Source organism: Buttiauxella sp. JUb87 (assembly GCF_004361975.1).
In the GTDB taxonomy this organism is placed as follows: Bacteria; Pseudomonadota; Gammaproteobacteria; order Enterobacterales; family Enterobacteriaceae; genus Buttiauxella; species Buttiauxella ferragutiae.
The window spans coordinates 128,289-144,796 of the sequence record NZ_SNVY01000007.1; the positions used below are offsets into that span (position 1 = coordinate 128,289).

Sequence of the window (16,508 nt, forward strand, 5' to 3'; positions counted from 1 at the left end):
GAGAAATTCCTATGCGTGTAAGTTCCAACATGATGAACACGACCATGTACTCCGCAATGGTCAAGTCAAACGTCAGTTACTATGAGACGGCAGCCAAGATGGCAACGGGTAACCGCATGTTGCGCCCATCCGATGATCCTCTGGCCGCACGAGCCATTCAGGATCTGCGTCACAGTGAAAACCAGATCAATACTTACATGGATAATCTCAATAACCTTGAGTCTATTTTCATGTCGGCCGACAGCTATCTGACCCAGATGAACTCCATCTGCGATCGTATTACCGAGATTGCGATCAACATTGGTTCTGGTACAGCCTCGCCCGAAGAACTGGAAGCCTATGCTGCCGAGTTGAGTGAACTTAATGAAGCACTGGCGCTGCAATGCAATGGCACTTCACCGACCGGTTTTTATATGTTTGGTGGCAATGTCACTGATAAGCCGCCAATCGTCGAGGAAACAGATCCGGTCACCGGTGATACCACTTGGGTCTACCAGGGCGACACTGGCTCACGCCCGGTACCGATCGGTGAAGGCACGACTATCGAATCAGCCTTCAGCCCGTTTGCTGACCTGTTTGGTACGGGCGACGACATCTTCAATACCATTGATGATACCGTCGATATTCTGCGTGATCCTAACTCTACACCTGAACAGATTGCTCAGGCTTCTGATGAACTGCTGGTCTCCGTTGGCGAATTCCAGGATGCCGTCAACATGCAGTTGGCTGAACTGGGTGGCCGCATGAACATGGTCGATGATGTACAGCTTTCTCACACTGATGTCCTGATGTTCAATCAGCAGTTACAAGGGCAGTTTGGTGATCTGGATTATGCTCAGGCGGCGATGGATCTCTCTGAGTCAGCGGTTGCTCTTCAGGCCATACAGAAAACTTATCTGGACATGTCTCAGATGAATTTATTCCAGATGATGTAATGATATGAAGGTTGTTAATTCTTCCCAGCGCCTCGGTACTCTCGATGGGCTTCAGAGGAGGCGTTTTGCGACGCCTCCGAGCTCTTCCTCCGTTGAAGCAGGAAAAACGCTCGAACTGGAGCAGCTACCGCCTCCATTATTGCGTCCTCTCCCAGGGCGCTATGACTTACATCGTTTTTGGGCTCAGGTAGGTTCTTTGCAGCAGCAAGCAACGGCTGTGCAGATTACGCTCCGCGCTCTGTTGTTAGTCAGGCAAGGGTTGCGCGACTTGATGCGACTCTTCGTTGGTATCAGAGAGTCAGGCTCATTCAAGGGATGGACAACCCAACTGCAAGAGCAGAAGCGGTTAGTGGCCAGGATCCCTTTTCAGACCCACTACAGTAACCTGCGTCTGTTGACCCAGGAGTTCCGCCCGGCATTGCTCGGTTATCAGGATATTCGTGAGTTTTCAATCGCGGGTCTGAACCTGTTGGCTCCTGCTGGACGGGATGAACACCTTGAATTGATATTACTGGGAGGACGCCCGGTCCGGGCGGGTCTAAGCATCAAAGGGGATTCGCTCCAGGATGCGCGAGTTCGTCAGGTCGGGCGTGCTTTTGCCCGAGTTGGCATCCGATCTCGAGCCAGTGAAAAGAGCGGGATGGCGTTTAGCGTGCCGATTGAGCAGTGGAAGAAGGTCAACGGGCAGCTTTATATCCGAGGTGGTGGCGTTCGCATCCCGACCGGTGAACCCATCAAGCTACAGCTGGAGCCTGATATCTCCTGGCGCGAAGTGGGTCTGTGGAAGTTGGGCAATGAAGAGGATATCGCACTGGCGGAGAGCCGGATCGTGAATCTTGATCGCGAGATTGAGTCGCATTTCTTCATGCTGCAACAAATGCAGAGACAATGGATGGGGCAACTTCAGGTTCAACCCAACGATCTGGGCACCAGGGAACTTGATGGCCTGATGGACAAAGTTATAGCCTGTTTTGTCAAAGAATCATCTCACCCTCTGATGCTGTTCACGACTCAGGCCAATGTGCCGCGCGGCACAGTACAAAGTATTCTGGCAACAGCGGATGATCGGCAAGAAGAGTATTGATGTTGATATAAAAAGGGAACCGTAACCGGTTCCCTTTTTTGTCTCAGTCTGAATGACAAACTTCCTTCGTAGGTCGGATTAGCGCAGCGTCATCCGACAACACTGAACCACTTAGCTCGCTGGTGGGGCTGATGGTGCAGGAGCAGACGGCTCAGACGCTGGGCCCTGTTTGAACATATTTTTCAGCTCCTTTTCTCCCTTCTCGGTCAGGATTAATATCTCTATTCGACGGTTGACCGGGTCCAGCGGATCCTTGCCTTGAAGCGGCATGGTGTCGGCATAACCAGCCAATTGAAGTACGCGATCAGACAACATGCCGTTTTGCACCAGTATGTGTCGTGCTGAAATCGCGCGCTCTGTCGACAGTTCCCAGTTGGAGTAGAAGGCATTGTTAAGTGGCGTAGCATCGGAGTGGCCACTGATCATCACCTTGTTGTTGATCTTCGAGAAGGCAGGGGCAAGGTTGCGTAATATCTTAACGAAATAGTTGCTGAGTTGACGGCTGCCGCTGTCGAATAGCGGCTTTTTAGCCTGATCCTGGAAACGGACTCTGACCCCTTGTTCAACCACCTCGATAACGACACTGTCGCTGACCTTCATCTCCTGAATGGTCTGGGTTAACTCTGTGGCCAGTTGGCCGAGTTGTGCCTGTGATTCGTAATAGGAGGCTAACCTTGAGAGGGCTTCCTTTTTTTCCTCGTCTGACGCATCCGTTGAGCTCTCTTCTTCTTTCTTAGTCGAGGAAGCGCTCTCAGTTTTCTCCTGCAGCGTGTTACCGCCTGCCCCTTCTAATATCGAAGAGGCACCATCAAATTCAACAATTTCATTAGATTCCACGGCACTTGCCATCTGTTGGCGCTGTTCTTCTGTGGTTGCCCCCATGATCCAGAGTACCAGGAACAGCGCCATCATGGAGATGGCGAAATCGGCGAATGCAACTTTCCAGGCCCCTTTGTGAACGCTGCCGTTCACTTTGGTCACCCGTTTGATAATGATCGAATTCTTGCGCTTCTTCTCGGAATCGCCATTGTTAGCATTGCGTTTCTTATCGGAATCGCCAATGTCACTCATTGCGCCTTGCCCTCTTCGATCCAGGTTTCCATTACGGAGAAGGTCGGTTTATATTTTTCTGGGATCATGCGGCGACCGGCGTCAACAGACATCAGTGGTGACTTACCAGCAGCGAAGTTGATCAATACTTCACGACAGGCATACAGCAGGGTCATATCGCGTTCTACCGTGGCTTTCATCGCTTCTGACAGCGGGCTGAGCAGGCCGTAGCACATAAAAATACCGAAGAAGGTTCCTATCAGTGCACCTGCGACATTAAGGCCAACAACCACGATACCGGCATCGATTTTGCCCATGGTGATGACGATGGCCAGAACGGCTGCCATGATACCAAAACCGGGCATAGCTTCGGCGACACCACCGACAGCCACAGAGGCGGCGAGGCGTGTCTCCACCATCGCGGCAATCTCTTTGTCGAGAATCGCTTCCAGTTCGTACCCTTCTATTTTTCCCATCGAAAGTAGGCGCAGGTTATCGGTAAGAAAGGTGACCAACTGGAGTTCATTCAAGATCAGGGGATATTTGGCAAAGAGAGTACTCTCTTGAGGATTCTCAATGTGTTCATCCAGGTACTTGAGACCCTGGCGCTTGGTGTTTTCTAACACTTCCATGGTGAGCAGGATGAACTGCTGGTACAGGTCTCTATCATCATGTTTCACGAAGGCCCGCCTGCATTGGGAGCCGATGTCTCGCAACACTTCTTTGTCGTTGGCCAGCAGTATAGAACCCGCTGCTGCCCCCAAAATAATGACGTATTCGCTCGGCTGCCAGAGCATGCGCAGTGAACCACCCGCAAATAGATAGCCGCAGATGACCGTGACCAGCACCACCAGGATACCGATGATTTTTAACATTAATTCAACTCCATTTCATTTTGTAATATTGCTTGCAGGCGGGATACGGCCTGCTTGTGCAACTGGCAAACACGGGCTTCGGTTCTCTGCATGACGGCCGCAATTTCTTTCATGTTGAGTTCGTGCTGGTAGTAAAGGCTTAGTACCAGACGATCAGGCTCCGGCAACTGTGCAAGGGCCTGCCCTAGCCAGCGTTGCTTATCCAGCACTTCTGTGGTGTCGCGGCCCGCTGGATGGTAATGCGGCTCTTGTTCCAGTAAGGTTTCCAGGCTTTGCAGGGTATTGGCGTGAGTATCCTGCTCCAGGGTTCTCAACTCATCAGCGGTGATCCCCATTTCTTCGACCAGTTCATCCGGTTTGGGTGAACGACCAAGACGTTGGGTGAGTTGGCGGGTGATGTCATTAAGCCGATGAGCCTCCTGGCGGACACTACGTGAACGCCAGTCAAGTCTCCTTAACTCGTCGAGGATGGAGCCTCGTATTTTCTGTTTGCAATAGATCATAAAACCGTCATCCAGCTGGCCTGGATAACGACGGAGTGCATCCAGCAGCGCCATCAGACCGAGCTGGACCATATCCTCTCGCCCCATGACGGGACCCGCATGGCTGCGTAGCTGATTGACCAGCTTGTGGACGAGAGGGAGGTACTGCCGAAGCAGATTACTCTCAATATTCTTGCGTTCCTGGAGCTGTTCAAAGAACGCGGTATTGCTGGTGGCAAACATCGGCATCGTGGCAACCTATTTATTGCAAAACCATCTTGCTAAATTTCACGTCCAGCAGCTTGATTTCGATCTTGTACTTGACCAGAGCCACCGTCAAAGCAGCCTGAACTTCACTTTGCAGCGCGCTAAAGTTTTTCGTGTCCTTGAGCTGGCTGAAGGTTTTTTCGGCGAAGACTTCAATAATGATGTTGCGTAGCAAAGGGTCCAGTTTCTTGAAGGTCTCGATGGCTTTAGGATCGAAACTGGTGAGCACGACATCAACCTGAGCGTGATGAACCTTGGCTTGACCTGGTTCCGGCAGAGTTAACAGCACCTTTTCAATGCTGTAGATCTGTAGTTCGGGGGCTGGCTCTTTTTTGCTGGTTTCAGACGAGCCAATTAATTTTTGCACTCCTTCCTTCCCGCCGAGGGCGACAAAGCCCCCAACGGCAGCCAGCAAGACAACGAGAACGATAATGATGATATTTTTTGCCATGGGTATAGATCTCATTCCACAAGAGAAATTAGACGTAAGTGTCCAGGTTATAGTCAGAAGTGGTCGCGAGTGAACGCCACTCCTGCTCCTCGTGACCTTCTATGGCCTGGGTTATGTTCTGATTGTTGCCACCGTTGTGCTGACCCTGACCTGCGGGTTGTTCACCACCGGGTTGGCCGATTTCGACACTCACCTGGCTGTAGGCCTGGCCGTGCAAGATATCCTGACGCAGCCGATCGCTTAATTGCAGCAGTTGGTCTCTGACCATCGGATTGGTGGCGGAAATCTGGATAAATACCCTGTCATCTTCCGTCCGCACTTGAAGGTCGAGCTTGCCCAGATTGGGCGGATCAAGCCGCAAGGTCGCCTGCTTTACTCCTAGTTGGCTCTGTACCCGCAAGCGCTCCGTAAGCGGTGCCAGCATCTGCTCGGCCCACATGGACGTTTGCTTGTCGAGGGTCAGAGGGGAAAATTCATGCCCGACTGTCCCCGGCATAGCGCGGTTCATGGCTCCTGCTGTTACAGGCAGTTGAGGCTGCGCCTGGCGCAACTGAGCGAGATTAGTCAGCTCGCTGAGCTGTTCACCATTGAGGGCTGCGGTGGTTAATTGTGAGAGCAGTTGGGCGTCCATCTGGGGTTGGGTCAGAAGAGCCTGTGCCTGTAAAGGGGCCATCGGAGCACCGTTGGCGATTTTGCCAATCTGATGGGGGGCTTGCTTCTGGAGATCGCCAACGGTCAGTCTGGCATGCTGCCCCAAGGGGACAGGGCGTATATCCTGCATACCGCGAAGCTGCGAAATTAACTGCTCGCTATTGGGCTGTTCAGCCAACGTTTTTTGTAGTGCAGCTAAAAACTGCTGCATTTGCTCCATCGTCGCGGGCTCTTGTGACTGTCGTTGCCATAACTGGCTGACTGCTTCCATCAGTGTATCTGAGGCTGCTTTGTCGCCCTGTTCATGGGAACGGAGCGTCTCCAGTACCTTATCGAGTCTGGTTTGCCAGTCAGATGGCTGTCCTGGCATGTGACGCAATTGCTCAATCTTCGCTATCAACTCGTTGGCGGAAGGAGACTTTGCACTGGAGGAGGATTCCGGTACGGGCTGAGACAGGGCAGTGAAACTTCCGGAAGCCGGGGAAGTCACGTTTCCGAATGTCGGGGAAGTCACTTTTCCGGATGCAGGGGAAGCCTGACTTCCGCTGGATTGACTTGCTGCAGGCTGAATCACTGTTTTTCTCCTCCGTACAACTGAACTTCGCGATAGGCTCGTTTACCTTCCCGCAACTCGCTATCTCCACGCAGCCGTTCACCCAGCCAGGCTTTGCGGGCTTCCAACTGGTTGATGATTTGCCGGTGGCGAGCCTGCCACAGGGCCATCGGTAATTGCTCCTTGAGCTTGGGTTGCTCATTTAGACGGCGCAATAACTCGGCAAGCTGGCCGTCCAGTCGAATCAACGTTTTCCATTGGCGTTTGGATGCTGCATCTTCCATGGCGGTAAGCAGTTGCTCACCATGCCGTTTGATGAGGTCAATCACGTAGTACCTTCCCAACCTTCTTTGAGCGGGATAATGACCCGGCGCACTTCAGCCAGCGGTTCTGGCTGATTGCGCAAGTTGACGGTCAGAAGGCGGCGACTGCAAAAGTCGTAGAGCTGGTGCAGGTTTTCCGCCAGCTCCCCTCCATTTTGGGTATCCAGGCTGGCATCCAGCACATGGAGGATCTCCAGACATTTGCTGATACTGTCGCCTTTATGGTTGAGCTGCATGGTGGCGATGTAGTTTTCGATATAGTCCAACTCGTCGAGCAGGTGCTCGAGTAATATGACTACCAGTTGTTGTGGACTGGCTGCGGCGATACGCGCCGCACCTGCATTCTGCCGATAAGCGATGAGCGGGTTGTCATTGTTAAACATGGCGACTCCTGCCTGGTTATTGGAACATGGCCGAGGTGGCATTCATGATGTTCATGTACTCGACCATCTCTGTGAATTCTTTCAGGTATTGCTGGTAGACCTTATCCATACGGCGATCAAGCGCGTCCATATCTGACTGGATACTGGCTTTTTCTTTGTCCAGACTTTGCTGAGCGTTGTAGATGGTGCCGCTGGTAGCCGTGTAGTTGTAAACGAGGTCGTCGATCTGCGTGGCCACGTCTTTGAACAGTGCCGCCACATCTTCAGGGTTTTCGGTGAGCGCGGTTTGCAGCTCTTCGGTATCCAGCGTCAGCTTGCCGGTGTAGGGGTCCGAGGTGATGCCGTAGTTGGCCATCATCATTCCGTCCGGACTCACGGTATAGAAGGTTTGTTTGAGGCTGTTCTGGATGCCACGTGCCGAGCCGTTGGCATAGAGCGCGCCATCAGGCGTGTTCACATGGGTGGTGAATACGTCGAGCATGGCGTTGTAGCTGTCGACAAAAGCTTGTACGTCGGTAGTGATCGCCTCGGTGTCCGGTACGACATCAATCGTAATTTGACCCGGCTGGGTGACGTTAATCGTGACGCCAGGGATCATATCAGTGATGGTATTGCTCGCTGATTCGTACTTGATGCCAGTATTTTGGCCGCCGTACCAGACAATGGCATTTTGCGGTGGGCTTAGCTGTTTCTGAGTGACAGAAGGATCGCTAAAGCTGACGGTAAAGGCATTATCTGTTCCGGTATCGTCACTGGTCACCACCAGGTTGTAGCTGCCGGTGTCGTCCTTGAGCACTGAGGCTGATACCCCCAGGTCGTCTCCCTGAGCGTTAATAGCGTTGGACAGCGACTCTACGGTAGGTGGATTTAGAGTGCTGGTGTCTATGCTCAGGGTCAGTGGATTGCCATCCGCATCGGTGCCACTGATAGTCAGCGTGCCTGCGGGTACGTTGCCACTGGTACCGAAGTTGAGCGACTCCTGCTGTGCCTTGGCTACCTGCTCTACATAGAGTTCATGGTGACCCGGGATAGCACCTGAGCCGGTTGAGACGGTGGCACCGGAGTTTTCCGGTAATACGGATGCCTTGGTGGTGTTAAAGCCGTCGTTATCAGCATAAAGTGCTTTGGCCGCTGTCTGTACGCTGGTAATGGCGGTTTCAATTTCGCCCCAGGCGGCTATCTGACCGTCGACATCGGCCATTTGGGCCTGATAGCGCTCATCGTAAGGAGCACGCTCAAGCGCGGTAAAGTAATTAGCCAGATAAGAGGGGTTAATCATAGTCTGTTCATGCCTCGTGGTGAGGGTTGTCTAAAGCAATAATCGTGCCTGTTTTTATAAATTGTCATTTTTGGGTAGCACAACCGTATTTGTCACAAAAAAATGGACTGCCGAGGCAGTCCATTTTTGCAGCGATAAGCCAAGTAATTAGCCGATCAGGTTCAGTGCCAGACCAGTCATAGACTTGGCGTTGGCCATAACCATGGTGCCGGATTGTTGCAGCATCATTTGCTTGGACATGTTGGCCCCTTCTTCCGCGAAGTCGGCATCCATGATCCTGCCTTTCGCCACCTCGGTGTTCATCTCGACGTTCATCAAGTTGCTCTTGGTGTGTTCCAGGGAGTTGATGTAGGCACCCGTTTCAGAGCGGGCTGCAGAAATATCATCAGAAGTTGTGGTCAGGCCACTCAGGCTCGCCTGGGCGCTACCAGAGCCAGTCAGAGACATGGAAGTCAGACCGGTGATTGAGCTGCGCATGGTTGTGATTCCACTGGAAACATCAACACTGATGGAGTCAGCAGAGCCGTTACGGCCAATCTGCACATTAATAGAACCCGCTGCCAGAGTATCGAACAGGTTGTTACCAGCGTACTGGGTATCGGTAACGATACGGTTCGCTTCATCTGCCAGTTTCTGGAACTCGGAGTCCATAGCTTCAAGGTCGGCGGTTGAGTTGGTTCCGTTCGATGCCTGAGTAGCAAGTTCGGTCATACGGTCGGTGATGCTGGTCAGCTCGGCCATGGCCTGGTCGGCGGTTTGCAGCATGTCCTGAGTCTTCTCAATGTTACCGATACCGGCGTTCATACCGACCATATCGGTGTTCATACGGTTAGCGATAGTCAGGCCTGCAGCGTCATCTTTTGCGCTGTTGATACGGTAACCAGTACCTAAACGCTCCATAGAAGTGTTCAGAGATTCAGTAGACTTAGCCAGGGAGTTCTGGGCAACAAGGGATGCATAGTTAGTCTGGATTGAAATAGCCACGGTAAGACTCCTTACGTATATAAGTTTAAGTGGAGGGCCCGGTAGCCGTGCTTCTCCATCATCCCTGAGAAATAACGACAGGTTGATGCGGCAACTTAAACGCATTCGAAAGATTTTTTTATTGCGTCATTTTTTGCAGAAGGGGGGCGTTAACCTTTCTGATGCGTATTTGGTAGATAAGCCCAACCACATCGGCTTAAAAACGAGTTGGCACGATATTTGCTATTTCTCTGGTGTCATAAACGAAGACAGAGAATTTAGTGTGATGACCCAGCCTCAACCTCATCTTGTGCGGATTTATCTCGATCCCTTTACGATGCCGATGTTGCAACAGTTGTTGCATTTTTGCCGTCACAGTGAAGAGGAAAACACCACCTCCCTCACCACCTGGGGTCGCTCGACATTGCAGGATGGTCAACAACTACATCCGCGTCATCAACATTTTCGACAGGGCATTGCCCCGGTGCGAGAGGTCTACGAACGATTGATGGCGCTGTGTGCTCAGCATGGCAGCGTCGAGGTTGAGGTTCATTCCAACCTTATCTATAGCTCTGATGCGTTGGCCCCCTTGCTTAACGCGCTGCACTTTCTCAAGTATCCGGTGCGGATGGTTCATCTCTATGAAGATGGCACCTTTGATTATTGCGAGTTGCTCAAGCTCAATGATCAACCGGAACGCCTGGTGCAGAGAGAGGCGGTTCTGGCCCGTCTGCGTAGCTATCTCTATGAAACGCCGCGCAGCGTAGGGTTTACGGTCCCAGGGCAGGACAAAATAATTGTCGGGCAGGGGTGGCACCGTTTTTATCCCACTCGTTACCACATGGTACGACCAGACATTATGACCCGCTTGCCTGCCTTACAAACGTTGGCCGAGGAAATTCTGCCCTGGCTGGAGCGGACTGACTGGAACGATTTTTCTTCTCTGGCTCCTCATCAACAGGACTGGTTATTCCGCGCAGTCGGTGTTGAACGGGCCTCCATCGAAGCGTTGTTTGCTCAGCATACGGATGCCGTCATTGTGTTGGGGACTTCGCAAAACGTTGAGGATGCACGCGGCTTAGCAGCCAGGGGGATCATCCGGCTGCATCACGATTTGCTTAAACATATTCGCAAATCAGGTTCTCCTCTTCATATTGCTGGCAAACCCAGTCTGCTGTTTAAAGGTCATCCGGCGGGACACGTCGTGAATGACGTTATTGAACAGAAAAACCCCAAACTGATCCCATTACCTGCGTCAATGCCGATGGAATTACTACTGATGCTCAAAACACCGATCCGTGGGATCTGTGGCTTTATGTCCAGTAGTCACCTCAGTTTGTGCAAAGAGCAGATCCCTTTCATCCTCGCGCCTCCAGAGCAGAATGTCCCTCGTGAGGTGGCGCTGCACAAGTGGCCTTTACTCCGTCTGGCTCTACTGCTTGAGATTGTTGATGAACGGCAGATCGTACTTTACAGCGAACTCTATCGGCGCGGCGAAATCCCCTATCCATATTGGGATGCTTACACCAGTCAGTCTTTAGCGGGTAAGAGGACGATGAATGATATTGCGAGGGGGGCAGGCCTGGCGTTGCCACAGAAGAAAATGGTACTCGGTTTTCATATCGGTCACCCGGATGAGTTCAATGTGCTGGAAAAAAGCATCGACGATCTGATCCGCATGGGCTTCCTGTGCACTCTGGTCATTGATGAGACAAGCCCGGATTTTGCCGCCGTGTGCGATCGCATGAGCACTGTGACACGCAATGATCTTCAAGCCTTCACTTTGGCGGCAGTCAAAGAGGCGGGGTTTTGTTTCGATTGCTTCGCGGCGTCAGCAGGCCGGAATGACCTGCGCGCCTATGGTTATCACTGGGTGGAATATGGCCCCGTCGGTAGCCTGGGCTCTCAGCCCCAATTGATCACCGGGATCATCAATGCCCAGAAGAAATATGTGATCCTGGTGTGAGCAGAGGTAATAGATGAAATCTCATTTGATGCTATCCCTTATTGGGCGCAGCGACGCCTTGTTTGCTTGTGACCTTGCTGGCGTTGATTCAGAACTGAATCAACGCGTGTCTGAGTCCCGCTTTTTGGTTTTAGGAGGGGCGGGGTCCATTGGGCAGGCGGTCACCAAAGAGATTTTCAAACGTCAGCCAAATAAGTTGCATGTTATTGATATTAGTGAAAATAACATGGTCGAGCTGGTGCGCGATATCCGCAGCTCGTTTGGTTATATCCCTGGGGACTTTCAAACCTTCGCGCTGGATATTGGTTCGGTCGAATATGATGCTTTTATTGAGGCTGACGGCCAATATGACTATGTGCTGAATTTGTCGGCACTCAAGCACGTACGCAGCGAAAAAGACCCGTGGACTTTGATGAGAATGATCGATGTCAACGTATTAAATACCGACAAGACCCTTCGCCAGTCTATTGCAGCAGGCGTAAAAAAATACTTTTGCGTATCCACCGACAAGGCGGCTAATCCGGTCAATATGATGGGCGCTTCTAAGCGGATCATGGAGATGTTCCTGATGCGCAGAAGTGAGCAAATTACCCTGTCGACGGCGCGTTTTGCCAATGTCGCATTCTCCGATGGTTCGCTGTTGCATGGTTTTAATCAGCGCTTGCAGAAGGGGCAGCCACTGGTTGCTCCTCATGATATTAAACGCTACTTCGTTACGCCGCAGGAGTCGGGCGAGCTTTGTTTGATGTCCTGCATATTCGGTGAAAATAGAGACATCTTCTTCCCAAAATTGAGCGAAACACTGCATCTCATCTCTTTTGCTGATATCGCCACCAGATACCTCAGACATCATGGTTACGAGCCGTATCTTTGCCATGATGAAAATGAGGCGCGTGAGCTCGCCAGTATATTGCCGGCACAGGGAAGCTGGCCTTGCCTGTTCACCACCAGTGATACAACCGGAGAAAAGGATTTCGAAGAGTTTTTCACCGAAGAAGAAACGCTGGATATGGGGCGCTTCAATAGTATTGGCGTGATTAAAAATGCGCCCCTATACCAGCCAGAATTACTGGATGCCTTTGAGAAAAAAATCGATGCGTTGAGAAGCGACCGGAAATGGAGCAAGGACGATATCGTTAGCCTTTTCTTTGAAATGCTGCCCGATTTTGGCCATCAAGAGACGGGCAAGTACCTCGACGCAAAGATGTAAGGTGAATCAAATGCAATCAACCCAGCTGGTCGCGTTTATTCGTGACATTTATAAAACCAATGCGTTCATCCCGCTACATGCGCCGACTTTTTCTGAAAAGGAGCAGGCAAACGTCGCCGACACCTTAGAGAGTACGTTTGTGTCCAGCGTGGGCAAATATGTTGATGAGTTTGAACGCAAGATTGAGGCGTATACCGGGAGTGCGCGTGCTGTCGCGACCGTCAATGGAACAGCTGCACTTCATGCCGCATTGCATCAGGCTGGCGTTGAGCGAGGGGACCTGGTTATCACCCAGGCCCTGACTTTTGTTGCCACCTGCAACACGCTCTACCACATGGGTGCTCAGCCAGTATTGGTCGATGTTGCGAAAACCAGCCTGAGTCTGTGTCCAGAGGCGGTTGAAGCGTATTTACACGAACACGCGAAACTGACTGGGCAGGGGTGCTATCACAAGGGTACCGGACAGCGTATTAAAGCCGTATTACCGATGCACACATTCGGTCACCCAGCCGAGCTGGATGAGCTGCTATTGCTGTGCAAGCAATGGGGACTGACGCTGGTTGAGGATGCAGCTGAGAGCCTTGGCTCTTTCTACAAGGGCAAACATACCGGGACCGTGGGCGAATTCGCCGCCTTGAGTTTCAACGGCAATAAAATCATTACTACCGGTGGCGGTGGCATGGTGTTGTGCCAGACCGCGACACAAGGGGATCACATCAAACACGTCACCACGACGGCAAAGGTGCCTCATCCTTACGAATTCCACCATGATGAGGCTGGTTTTAACTATCGCCTTCCGAACCTCAATGCCGCGCTGGGGTGCGCCCAGATGGAAGCTCTGCCGACTTTTCTGAAACAGAAAAGAGCGTTAGCACAGCATTACGCTGAGTTCTTCCGTAAGCATGATTGCCAGTTTGTACTGGAACCCAGCTACGCGCGTTCCAATTACTGGCTCAACGCCATTATCTGCGAGAGCGAAGTACAGCGTGACGCGCTACTGACAGAAACCAATGCGGCTGGCGTCATGACGCGTCCTGTCTGGAAACTTATGCATCGGTTACCCATGTTTTCTCATGCACATAGAGGGGATTTGACGGTTTCCGAGTGGCTTGAAAGCCGGGTGATCAACTTGCCTAGCTCGCCGGTTGAGGTTTGATGAAATGAGACGGATCGCAGTGTTTACTGGCACCCGGGCGGAATATGGTTTGCTCTATTGGTTGATGAAAGATATCTCGGCTGCCACTGACCTGGAGCTGAAAGTCATTGTCTCTGGTGCTCACCTGTCACCCGAATTCGGGATGACCTGGCGGCAGATTGAGCAGGACGGTTTTCAGATCGATGAACGTATCGAAATGCTGCTCTCTTCTGATACCGCGGTAGGCGTGATCAAAAGTATGGGCGTCGCACTGATTGGGATGGCCGATGCATTATCCCGACTGCAACCGGACCTGCTGGTTATCCTCGGAGATCGTTACGAGGCACTTGCGATGGCGCAGTCGGCGATGCTCATGCGTATTCCCATTGCTCACATTCACGGTGGTGAAATCACGGAAGGTGCTTACGATGATGCCATTCGCCATGCCATCACCAAGCTGAGTTATCTCCATTTCACCGCCAATGAACGCTATCGTCAGCGCGTGATCCAGCTTGGGGAACATCCCGATCGCGTTTTTAATCCGGGGGCAGTTGGCCTTGACCACATCAGCAAGACACCGTTGATGTCTTTGGAAGAACTTAAGGCCTCCATTGGGTTCAAGCTCGACAATCCCTTTTTCGTGGTGACTTATCACCCCGTCACACTCTCCTCTGAACCAGCAGTTGAAAGCTTTCGGTCATTGCTGAAAGCACTGGATGATTATCCTGATTATCAGGTGATAGTGACTTATCCCAATGCTGATGACGGTGGGCGCCAAATCATCCCAGAGCTTGAGCACTATGCAGCTTCTCAGCCTGAACGAGTCATGGCGATCGCTTCTCTGGGCTATAAGCGCTACCTCAGTGCGGTAAAACATTGCTCTGCCGTTATTGGCAATTCTTCCAGCGGCATCATTGAAGTCCCTTCACTTAAGGTGCCAACGGTGAATATCGGGCAACGGCAGAAAGGCCGCATGGCTGCTGCCAGTGTGGTGAATTGCCAGCCGGATCGCTTATCTATCGCTTCAGCCATCAAAGAAGCGCTGTTGCCGCTGTCCACCGATGCCTTTACTAACCCGTATGGCATGGGAGACGTGAGCAAGCGCATTGTGGATGTACTGCGTACCTGCCCGCTCGAATCGGTCAAAATTTTTCATGATCTAACCAGGAGTTTGCCCCAATGATCAGCATTATCGCCGAGGCTGGTGTGAATCATAACGGTGATGAGTCTCTTGCTCATGCGCTTGTCGATGCCGCCCATCGGGCCGGTGCCGATATTGTGAAATTTCAAACTTTCAAGGCTACGAACCTGGTCACGAGCCATGCCCAGCAAGCTGATTATCAGACGGTCAATACTGGTAAAGCAGAAAACCAGCTTGCCATGCTCTCCAGGCTTGAGCTCCCTTTTGAGGCGCACTTTAGTCTTATCAGGCACTGTGAAGCGCTGGGAATCGCATTTCTTTCCACGGCTTTTGATGACGAAAGTCTCGAGTTTCTGGTCCGAGTGCTCAAACTGCGTACCCTGAAGATCCCGTCAGGTGAATTGACTAATGCCCCCTTTGTCCTCAGGCATGCTCGTAGCGGCTGCAAACTGATCGTTTCCACGGGGATGGCGACGCTGGCAGAGGTGGAATCGGCCCTTGGCGTGATCGCTTTTGGCATGACCCAAGAGCTGGATGCCGTGCCGAGTATGGGGGCCTTTATGGCGGCCTTTGCCTCTGAGAAGGGGCAAGAGGCGCTGCGAAACAACGTGACGTTGCTGCATTGCACTACCGAATATCCGGCACCGATGCCTGACATCAACCTTAAAGCCATGGATACCCTGGCTCATGCCTTCGGATTGCCGGTCGGTTATTCCGACCATAGCGAGGGGGTCACCGTGCCTGTTGCGGCAGTTGCCCGTGGCGCCTGTCTTATCGAAAAACACTTCACACTGGACAAGACCATGCAAGGGCCTGATCACAAGGCCTCACTGGAGCCGCAAGAGCTGGCCGCAATGGTCCAGGGTATTCGGAATGTGGAGGCCGCGCTGGGTAATGGCATTAAGAGCCCGCGCCCGTGTGAGCTGAAAAATAAAGCGGTTGCCCGCAAGAGCCTGGTTGCAGCCTGCGACATTCCATTGGGTGCTGTGCTTGATGAGCATAACGTGACAATCAAGCGGCCCGGTAATGGCATGAGCCCTTATTCCTGGTGGGATGTTCAGGGGAAACGCGCAAGTGTTGCTTACCAGATGGGAGATCTGATTCATGAATAAACCGCTGATAGTGATAGGCGCGGGGGGGCATGCATCCGTACTGGCTGACATTCTCACCCGCCAGGGACAGACCATTTTGGCACTGGTTGCGCCTGATTCATTGGGCGAGGGTGCATTGGCGGGATTACCGCTGTGGCAGGAAGAGACACTCAGTACGAATGCTTCCCCTGATAGCTGCTTGCTGGTAAATGGCATCGGTTTCGTGGCCGGAAGCGATCTGAGGGCCAAGATATTCTCGCGCTATGCCGAAAAAGGTTATCGCTTCGCATCCGTAGTAGCACAAGAGGCCGTTATCTCGCCCCACGCATTTCTCGGCGAGGGGGTACAGATTATGCCGGGAGCCATTGTGCAGAGCTGTGCGCGCATCGGTAACAACACTCTGATCAACTCAGGGGCCATTGTCGAGCACGACAGCGCAGTTGGCGACAATGGTCATCTCGCTCCACGTGCTGTGTTATGTGGAAACGTGACTCTGGGGAAAAACGTATTCGTGGGTTGTGGGGCTGTCGTTGTTCAGGGGATTCAGGTTGGCGATGAGGCCGTTGTTGGTGCCGGAGCGACATTGACCTGCCATTTGCCGAAAAATCACATTGTCTTTCCTGCTCGCGCTCGGTTGGCTGAGCGGAGTTATCAACAGAGATAAGTTTG

17 protein-coding genes are annotated in these 16,508 nt (G+C 52.2%); 8 read left to right on the forward strand and 9 right to left on the reverse strand.

From position 1 onward, the window contains the following. The first annotated feature begins 11 nt into the window (after window positions 1-11). Entirely contained in the window at window positions 12-935 is a 924-nt protein-coding gene (flgL, locus tag EC843_RS19685; protein WP_064544177.1) for a flagellar hook-associated protein FlgL, read from the forward strand. Window positions 936-939: 4 nt separating this feature from the next. Further along, on the forward strand, window positions 940-2,019 hold the full coding sequence (locus EC843_RS19690) for a hypothetical protein (RefSeq protein ID WP_133522915.1): 1,080 nt from the start codon (window positions 940-942) through the stop codon (window positions 2,017-2,019). Between the two features lie 111 nt (window positions 2,020-2,130). Here the strand turns inward: EC843_RS19690 and EC843_RS19695 are convergent, their stop codons facing one another. The 9 genes from EC843_RS19695 to EC843_RS19735 all read right to left on the reverse strand — a co-directional run bounded on the left by EC843_RS19695 (window position 2,131) and on the right by EC843_RS19735 (window position 9,317). Continuing rightward, window positions 2,131-3,090, reverse strand: a complete 960-nt coding sequence (locus EC843_RS19695) for a flagellar motor protein MotB (RefSeq protein ID WP_064544181.1) — start codon at window positions 3,088-3,090, stop codon at window positions 2,131-2,133. Next, the gene (motA, locus tag EC843_RS19700) at window positions 3,087-3,944 is read right to left on the reverse strand and encodes a flagellar motor stator protein MotA (RefSeq protein ID WP_064544183.1); all 858 of its coding nucleotides are present in this window, start codon (window positions 3,942-3,944) and stop codon (window positions 3,087-3,089) included. The genes EC843_RS19695 and motA overlap by 4 nt, the downstream gene beginning before the upstream one ends. After that, window positions 3,944-4,675: an RNA polymerase sigma factor FliA gene (fliA, locus tag EC843_RS19705; protein WP_133522916.1), complete on the reverse strand. Its 732-nt coding sequence runs from the start codon at window positions 4,673-4,675 to the stop codon at window positions 3,944-3,946. Before fliA ends, motA begins: the two co-directional genes overlap by 1 nt. Before the next feature lie 13 nt (window positions 4,676-4,688). Then, complete coding sequence (locus tag EC843_RS19710) at window positions 4,689-5,144, reverse strand: flagellar basal body-associated FliL family protein (RefSeq protein ID WP_064544185.1); 456 nt, start codon at window positions 5,142-5,144, stop codon at window positions 4,689-4,691. Between the two features lie 28 nt (window positions 5,145-5,172). After that, window positions 5,173-6,369: a flagellar hook-length control protein FliK gene (locus EC843_RS19715; protein ID WP_133522917.1), complete on the reverse strand. Its 1,197-nt coding sequence runs from the start codon at window positions 6,367-6,369 to the stop codon at window positions 5,173-5,175. Continuing rightward, window positions 6,366-6,677 carry a hypothetical protein gene (locus tag EC843_RS19720; protein ID WP_064544188.1) on the reverse strand — a complete coding sequence of 104 codons (312 nt, stop codon included), beginning with the start codon at window positions 6,675-6,677 and terminating at the stop codon, window positions 6,366-6,368. Before EC843_RS19720 ends, EC843_RS19715 begins: the two co-directional genes overlap by 4 nt. Next, window positions 6,674-7,054: a flagellar export chaperone FliS gene (gene fliS, locus EC843_RS19725; RefSeq protein WP_064544190.1), complete on the reverse strand. Its 381-nt coding sequence runs from the start codon at window positions 7,052-7,054 to the stop codon at window positions 6,674-6,676. Before fliS ends, EC843_RS19720 begins: the two co-directional genes overlap by 4 nt. Window positions 7,055-7,070: 16 nt before the next feature. Next, window positions 7,071-8,333 (reverse strand): flagellar filament capping protein FliD, encoded by a 1,263-nt coding sequence (gene fliD / locus EC843_RS19730; protein ID WP_064544192.1) that lies wholly within the window; start codon window positions 8,331-8,333, stop codon window positions 7,071-7,073. Window positions 8,334-8,480: 147 nt separating this feature from the next. Beyond that, window positions 8,481-9,317, reverse strand: a complete 837-nt coding sequence (locus EC843_RS19735; RefSeq protein WP_064544194.1) for a flagellin — start codon at window positions 9,315-9,317, stop codon at window positions 8,481-8,483. Window positions 9,318-9,402: 85 nt separating this feature from the next. On the opposite strand from EC843_RS19735, the gene EC843_RS19740 reads away from it, so the two are divergent. Genes EC843_RS19740 through EC843_RS19765 form a run of 6 tightly spaced genes read left to right on the forward strand, consistent with a single transcriptional unit; the run spans window position 9,403 to window position 16,503 of the window. Then, the gene (locus EC843_RS19740) at window positions 9,403-11,262 is read left to right on the forward strand and encodes a hypothetical protein (protein WP_133522918.1); all 1,860 of its coding nucleotides are present in this window, start codon (window positions 9,403-9,405) and stop codon (window positions 11,260-11,262) included. A gap of 13 nt (window positions 11,263-11,275) precedes the next feature. Continuing rightward, window positions 11,276-12,472: a UDP-N-acetylglucosamine 4,6-dehydratase gene (locus EC843_RS19745; protein WP_064544199.1), complete on the forward strand. Its 1,197-nt coding sequence runs from the start codon at window positions 11,276-11,278 to the stop codon at window positions 12,470-12,472. Window positions 12,473-12,482: 10 nt separating this feature from the next. Then, the gene (locus EC843_RS19750) at window positions 12,483-13,628 is read left to right on the forward strand and encodes a LegC family aminotransferase (RefSeq protein WP_133522919.1); all 1,146 of its coding nucleotides are present in this window, start codon (window positions 12,483-12,485) and stop codon (window positions 13,626-13,628) included. Window positions 13,629-13,632: 4 nt separating this feature from the next. After that, on the forward strand, window positions 13,633-14,790 hold the full coding sequence (gene neuC / locus EC843_RS19755; RefSeq protein ID WP_133522920.1) for a UDP-N-acetylglucosamine 2-epimerase: 1,158 nt from the start codon (window positions 13,633-13,635) through the stop codon (window positions 14,788-14,790). Next, on the forward strand, window positions 14,787-15,860 hold the full coding sequence (gene neuB, locus EC843_RS19760) for an N-acetylneuraminate synthase (protein ID WP_133522921.1): 1,074 nt from the start codon (window positions 14,787-14,789) through the stop codon (window positions 15,858-15,860). Before neuC ends, neuB begins: the two co-directional genes overlap by 4 nt. Then, the gene (locus EC843_RS19765; RefSeq protein WP_064544206.1) at window positions 15,853-16,503 is read left to right on the forward strand and encodes an acetyltransferase; all 651 of its coding nucleotides are present in this window, start codon (window positions 15,853-15,855) and stop codon (window positions 16,501-16,503) included. Before neuB ends, EC843_RS19765 begins: the two co-directional genes overlap by 8 nt. The last annotated feature ends 5 nt before the right edge of the window (window positions 16,504-16,508 follow it).

Excerpts from the sequence above, each read along its gene's own strand:
- EC843_RS19750 (WP_133522919.1), top strand. The coding sequence starts at position 12,483 with ATGCAATCAACCCAGCTGGTCGCGTTTATTCGTGACATTTATAAAACC.
- fliA (WP_133522916.1), bottom strand. The coding sequence starts at position 4,675 with ATGCCGATGTTTGCCACCAGCAATACCGCGTTCTTTGAACAGCTCCAG.
- EC843_RS19710 (WP_064544185.1), bottom strand. The coding sequence starts at position 5,144 with ATGGCAAAAAATATCATCATTATCGTTCTCGTTGTCTTGCTGGCTGCC.
- motA (WP_064544183.1), bottom strand. The coding sequence starts at position 3,944 with ATGTTAAAAATCATCGGTATCCTGGTGGTGCTGGTCACGGTCATCTGC.
- EC843_RS19690 (WP_133522915.1), top strand. The coding sequence starts at position 940 with ATGAAGGTTGTTAATTCTTCCCAGCGCCTCGGTACTCTCGATGGGCTT.
- neuB (WP_133522921.1), top strand. The coding sequence starts at position 14,787 with ATGATCAGCATTATCGCCGAGGCTGGTGTGAATCATAACGGTGATGAG.
- EC843_RS19740 (WP_133522918.1), top strand. The coding sequence starts at position 9,403 with ATGCGGCAACTTAAACGCATTCGAAAGATTTTTTTATTGCGTCATTTT.
- flgL (WP_064544177.1), top strand. The coding sequence starts at position 12 with ATGCGTGTAAGTTCCAACATGATGAACACGACCATGTACTCCGCAATG.
- EC843_RS19695 (WP_064544181.1), bottom strand. The coding sequence starts at position 3,090 with ATGAGTGACATTGGCGATTCCGATAAGAAACGCAATGCTAACAATGGC.
- EC843_RS19745 (WP_064544199.1), top strand. The coding sequence starts at position 11,276 with ATGAAATCTCATTTGATGCTATCCCTTATTGGGCGCAGCGACGCCTTG.
- neuC (WP_133522920.1), top strand. The coding sequence starts at position 13,633 with ATGAGACGGATCGCAGTGTTTACTGGCACCCGGGCGGAATATGGTTTG.
- fliS (WP_064544190.1), bottom strand. The coding sequence starts at position 7,054 with ATGTTTAACAATGACAACCCGCTCATCGCTTATCGGCAGAATGCAGGT.
- EC843_RS19765 (WP_064544206.1), top strand. The coding sequence starts at position 15,853 with ATGAATAAACCGCTGATAGTGATAGGCGCGGGGGGGCATGCATCCGTA.
- fliD (WP_064544192.1), bottom strand. The coding sequence starts at position 8,333 with ATGATTAACCCCTCTTATCTGGCTAATTACTTTACCGCGCTTGAGCGT.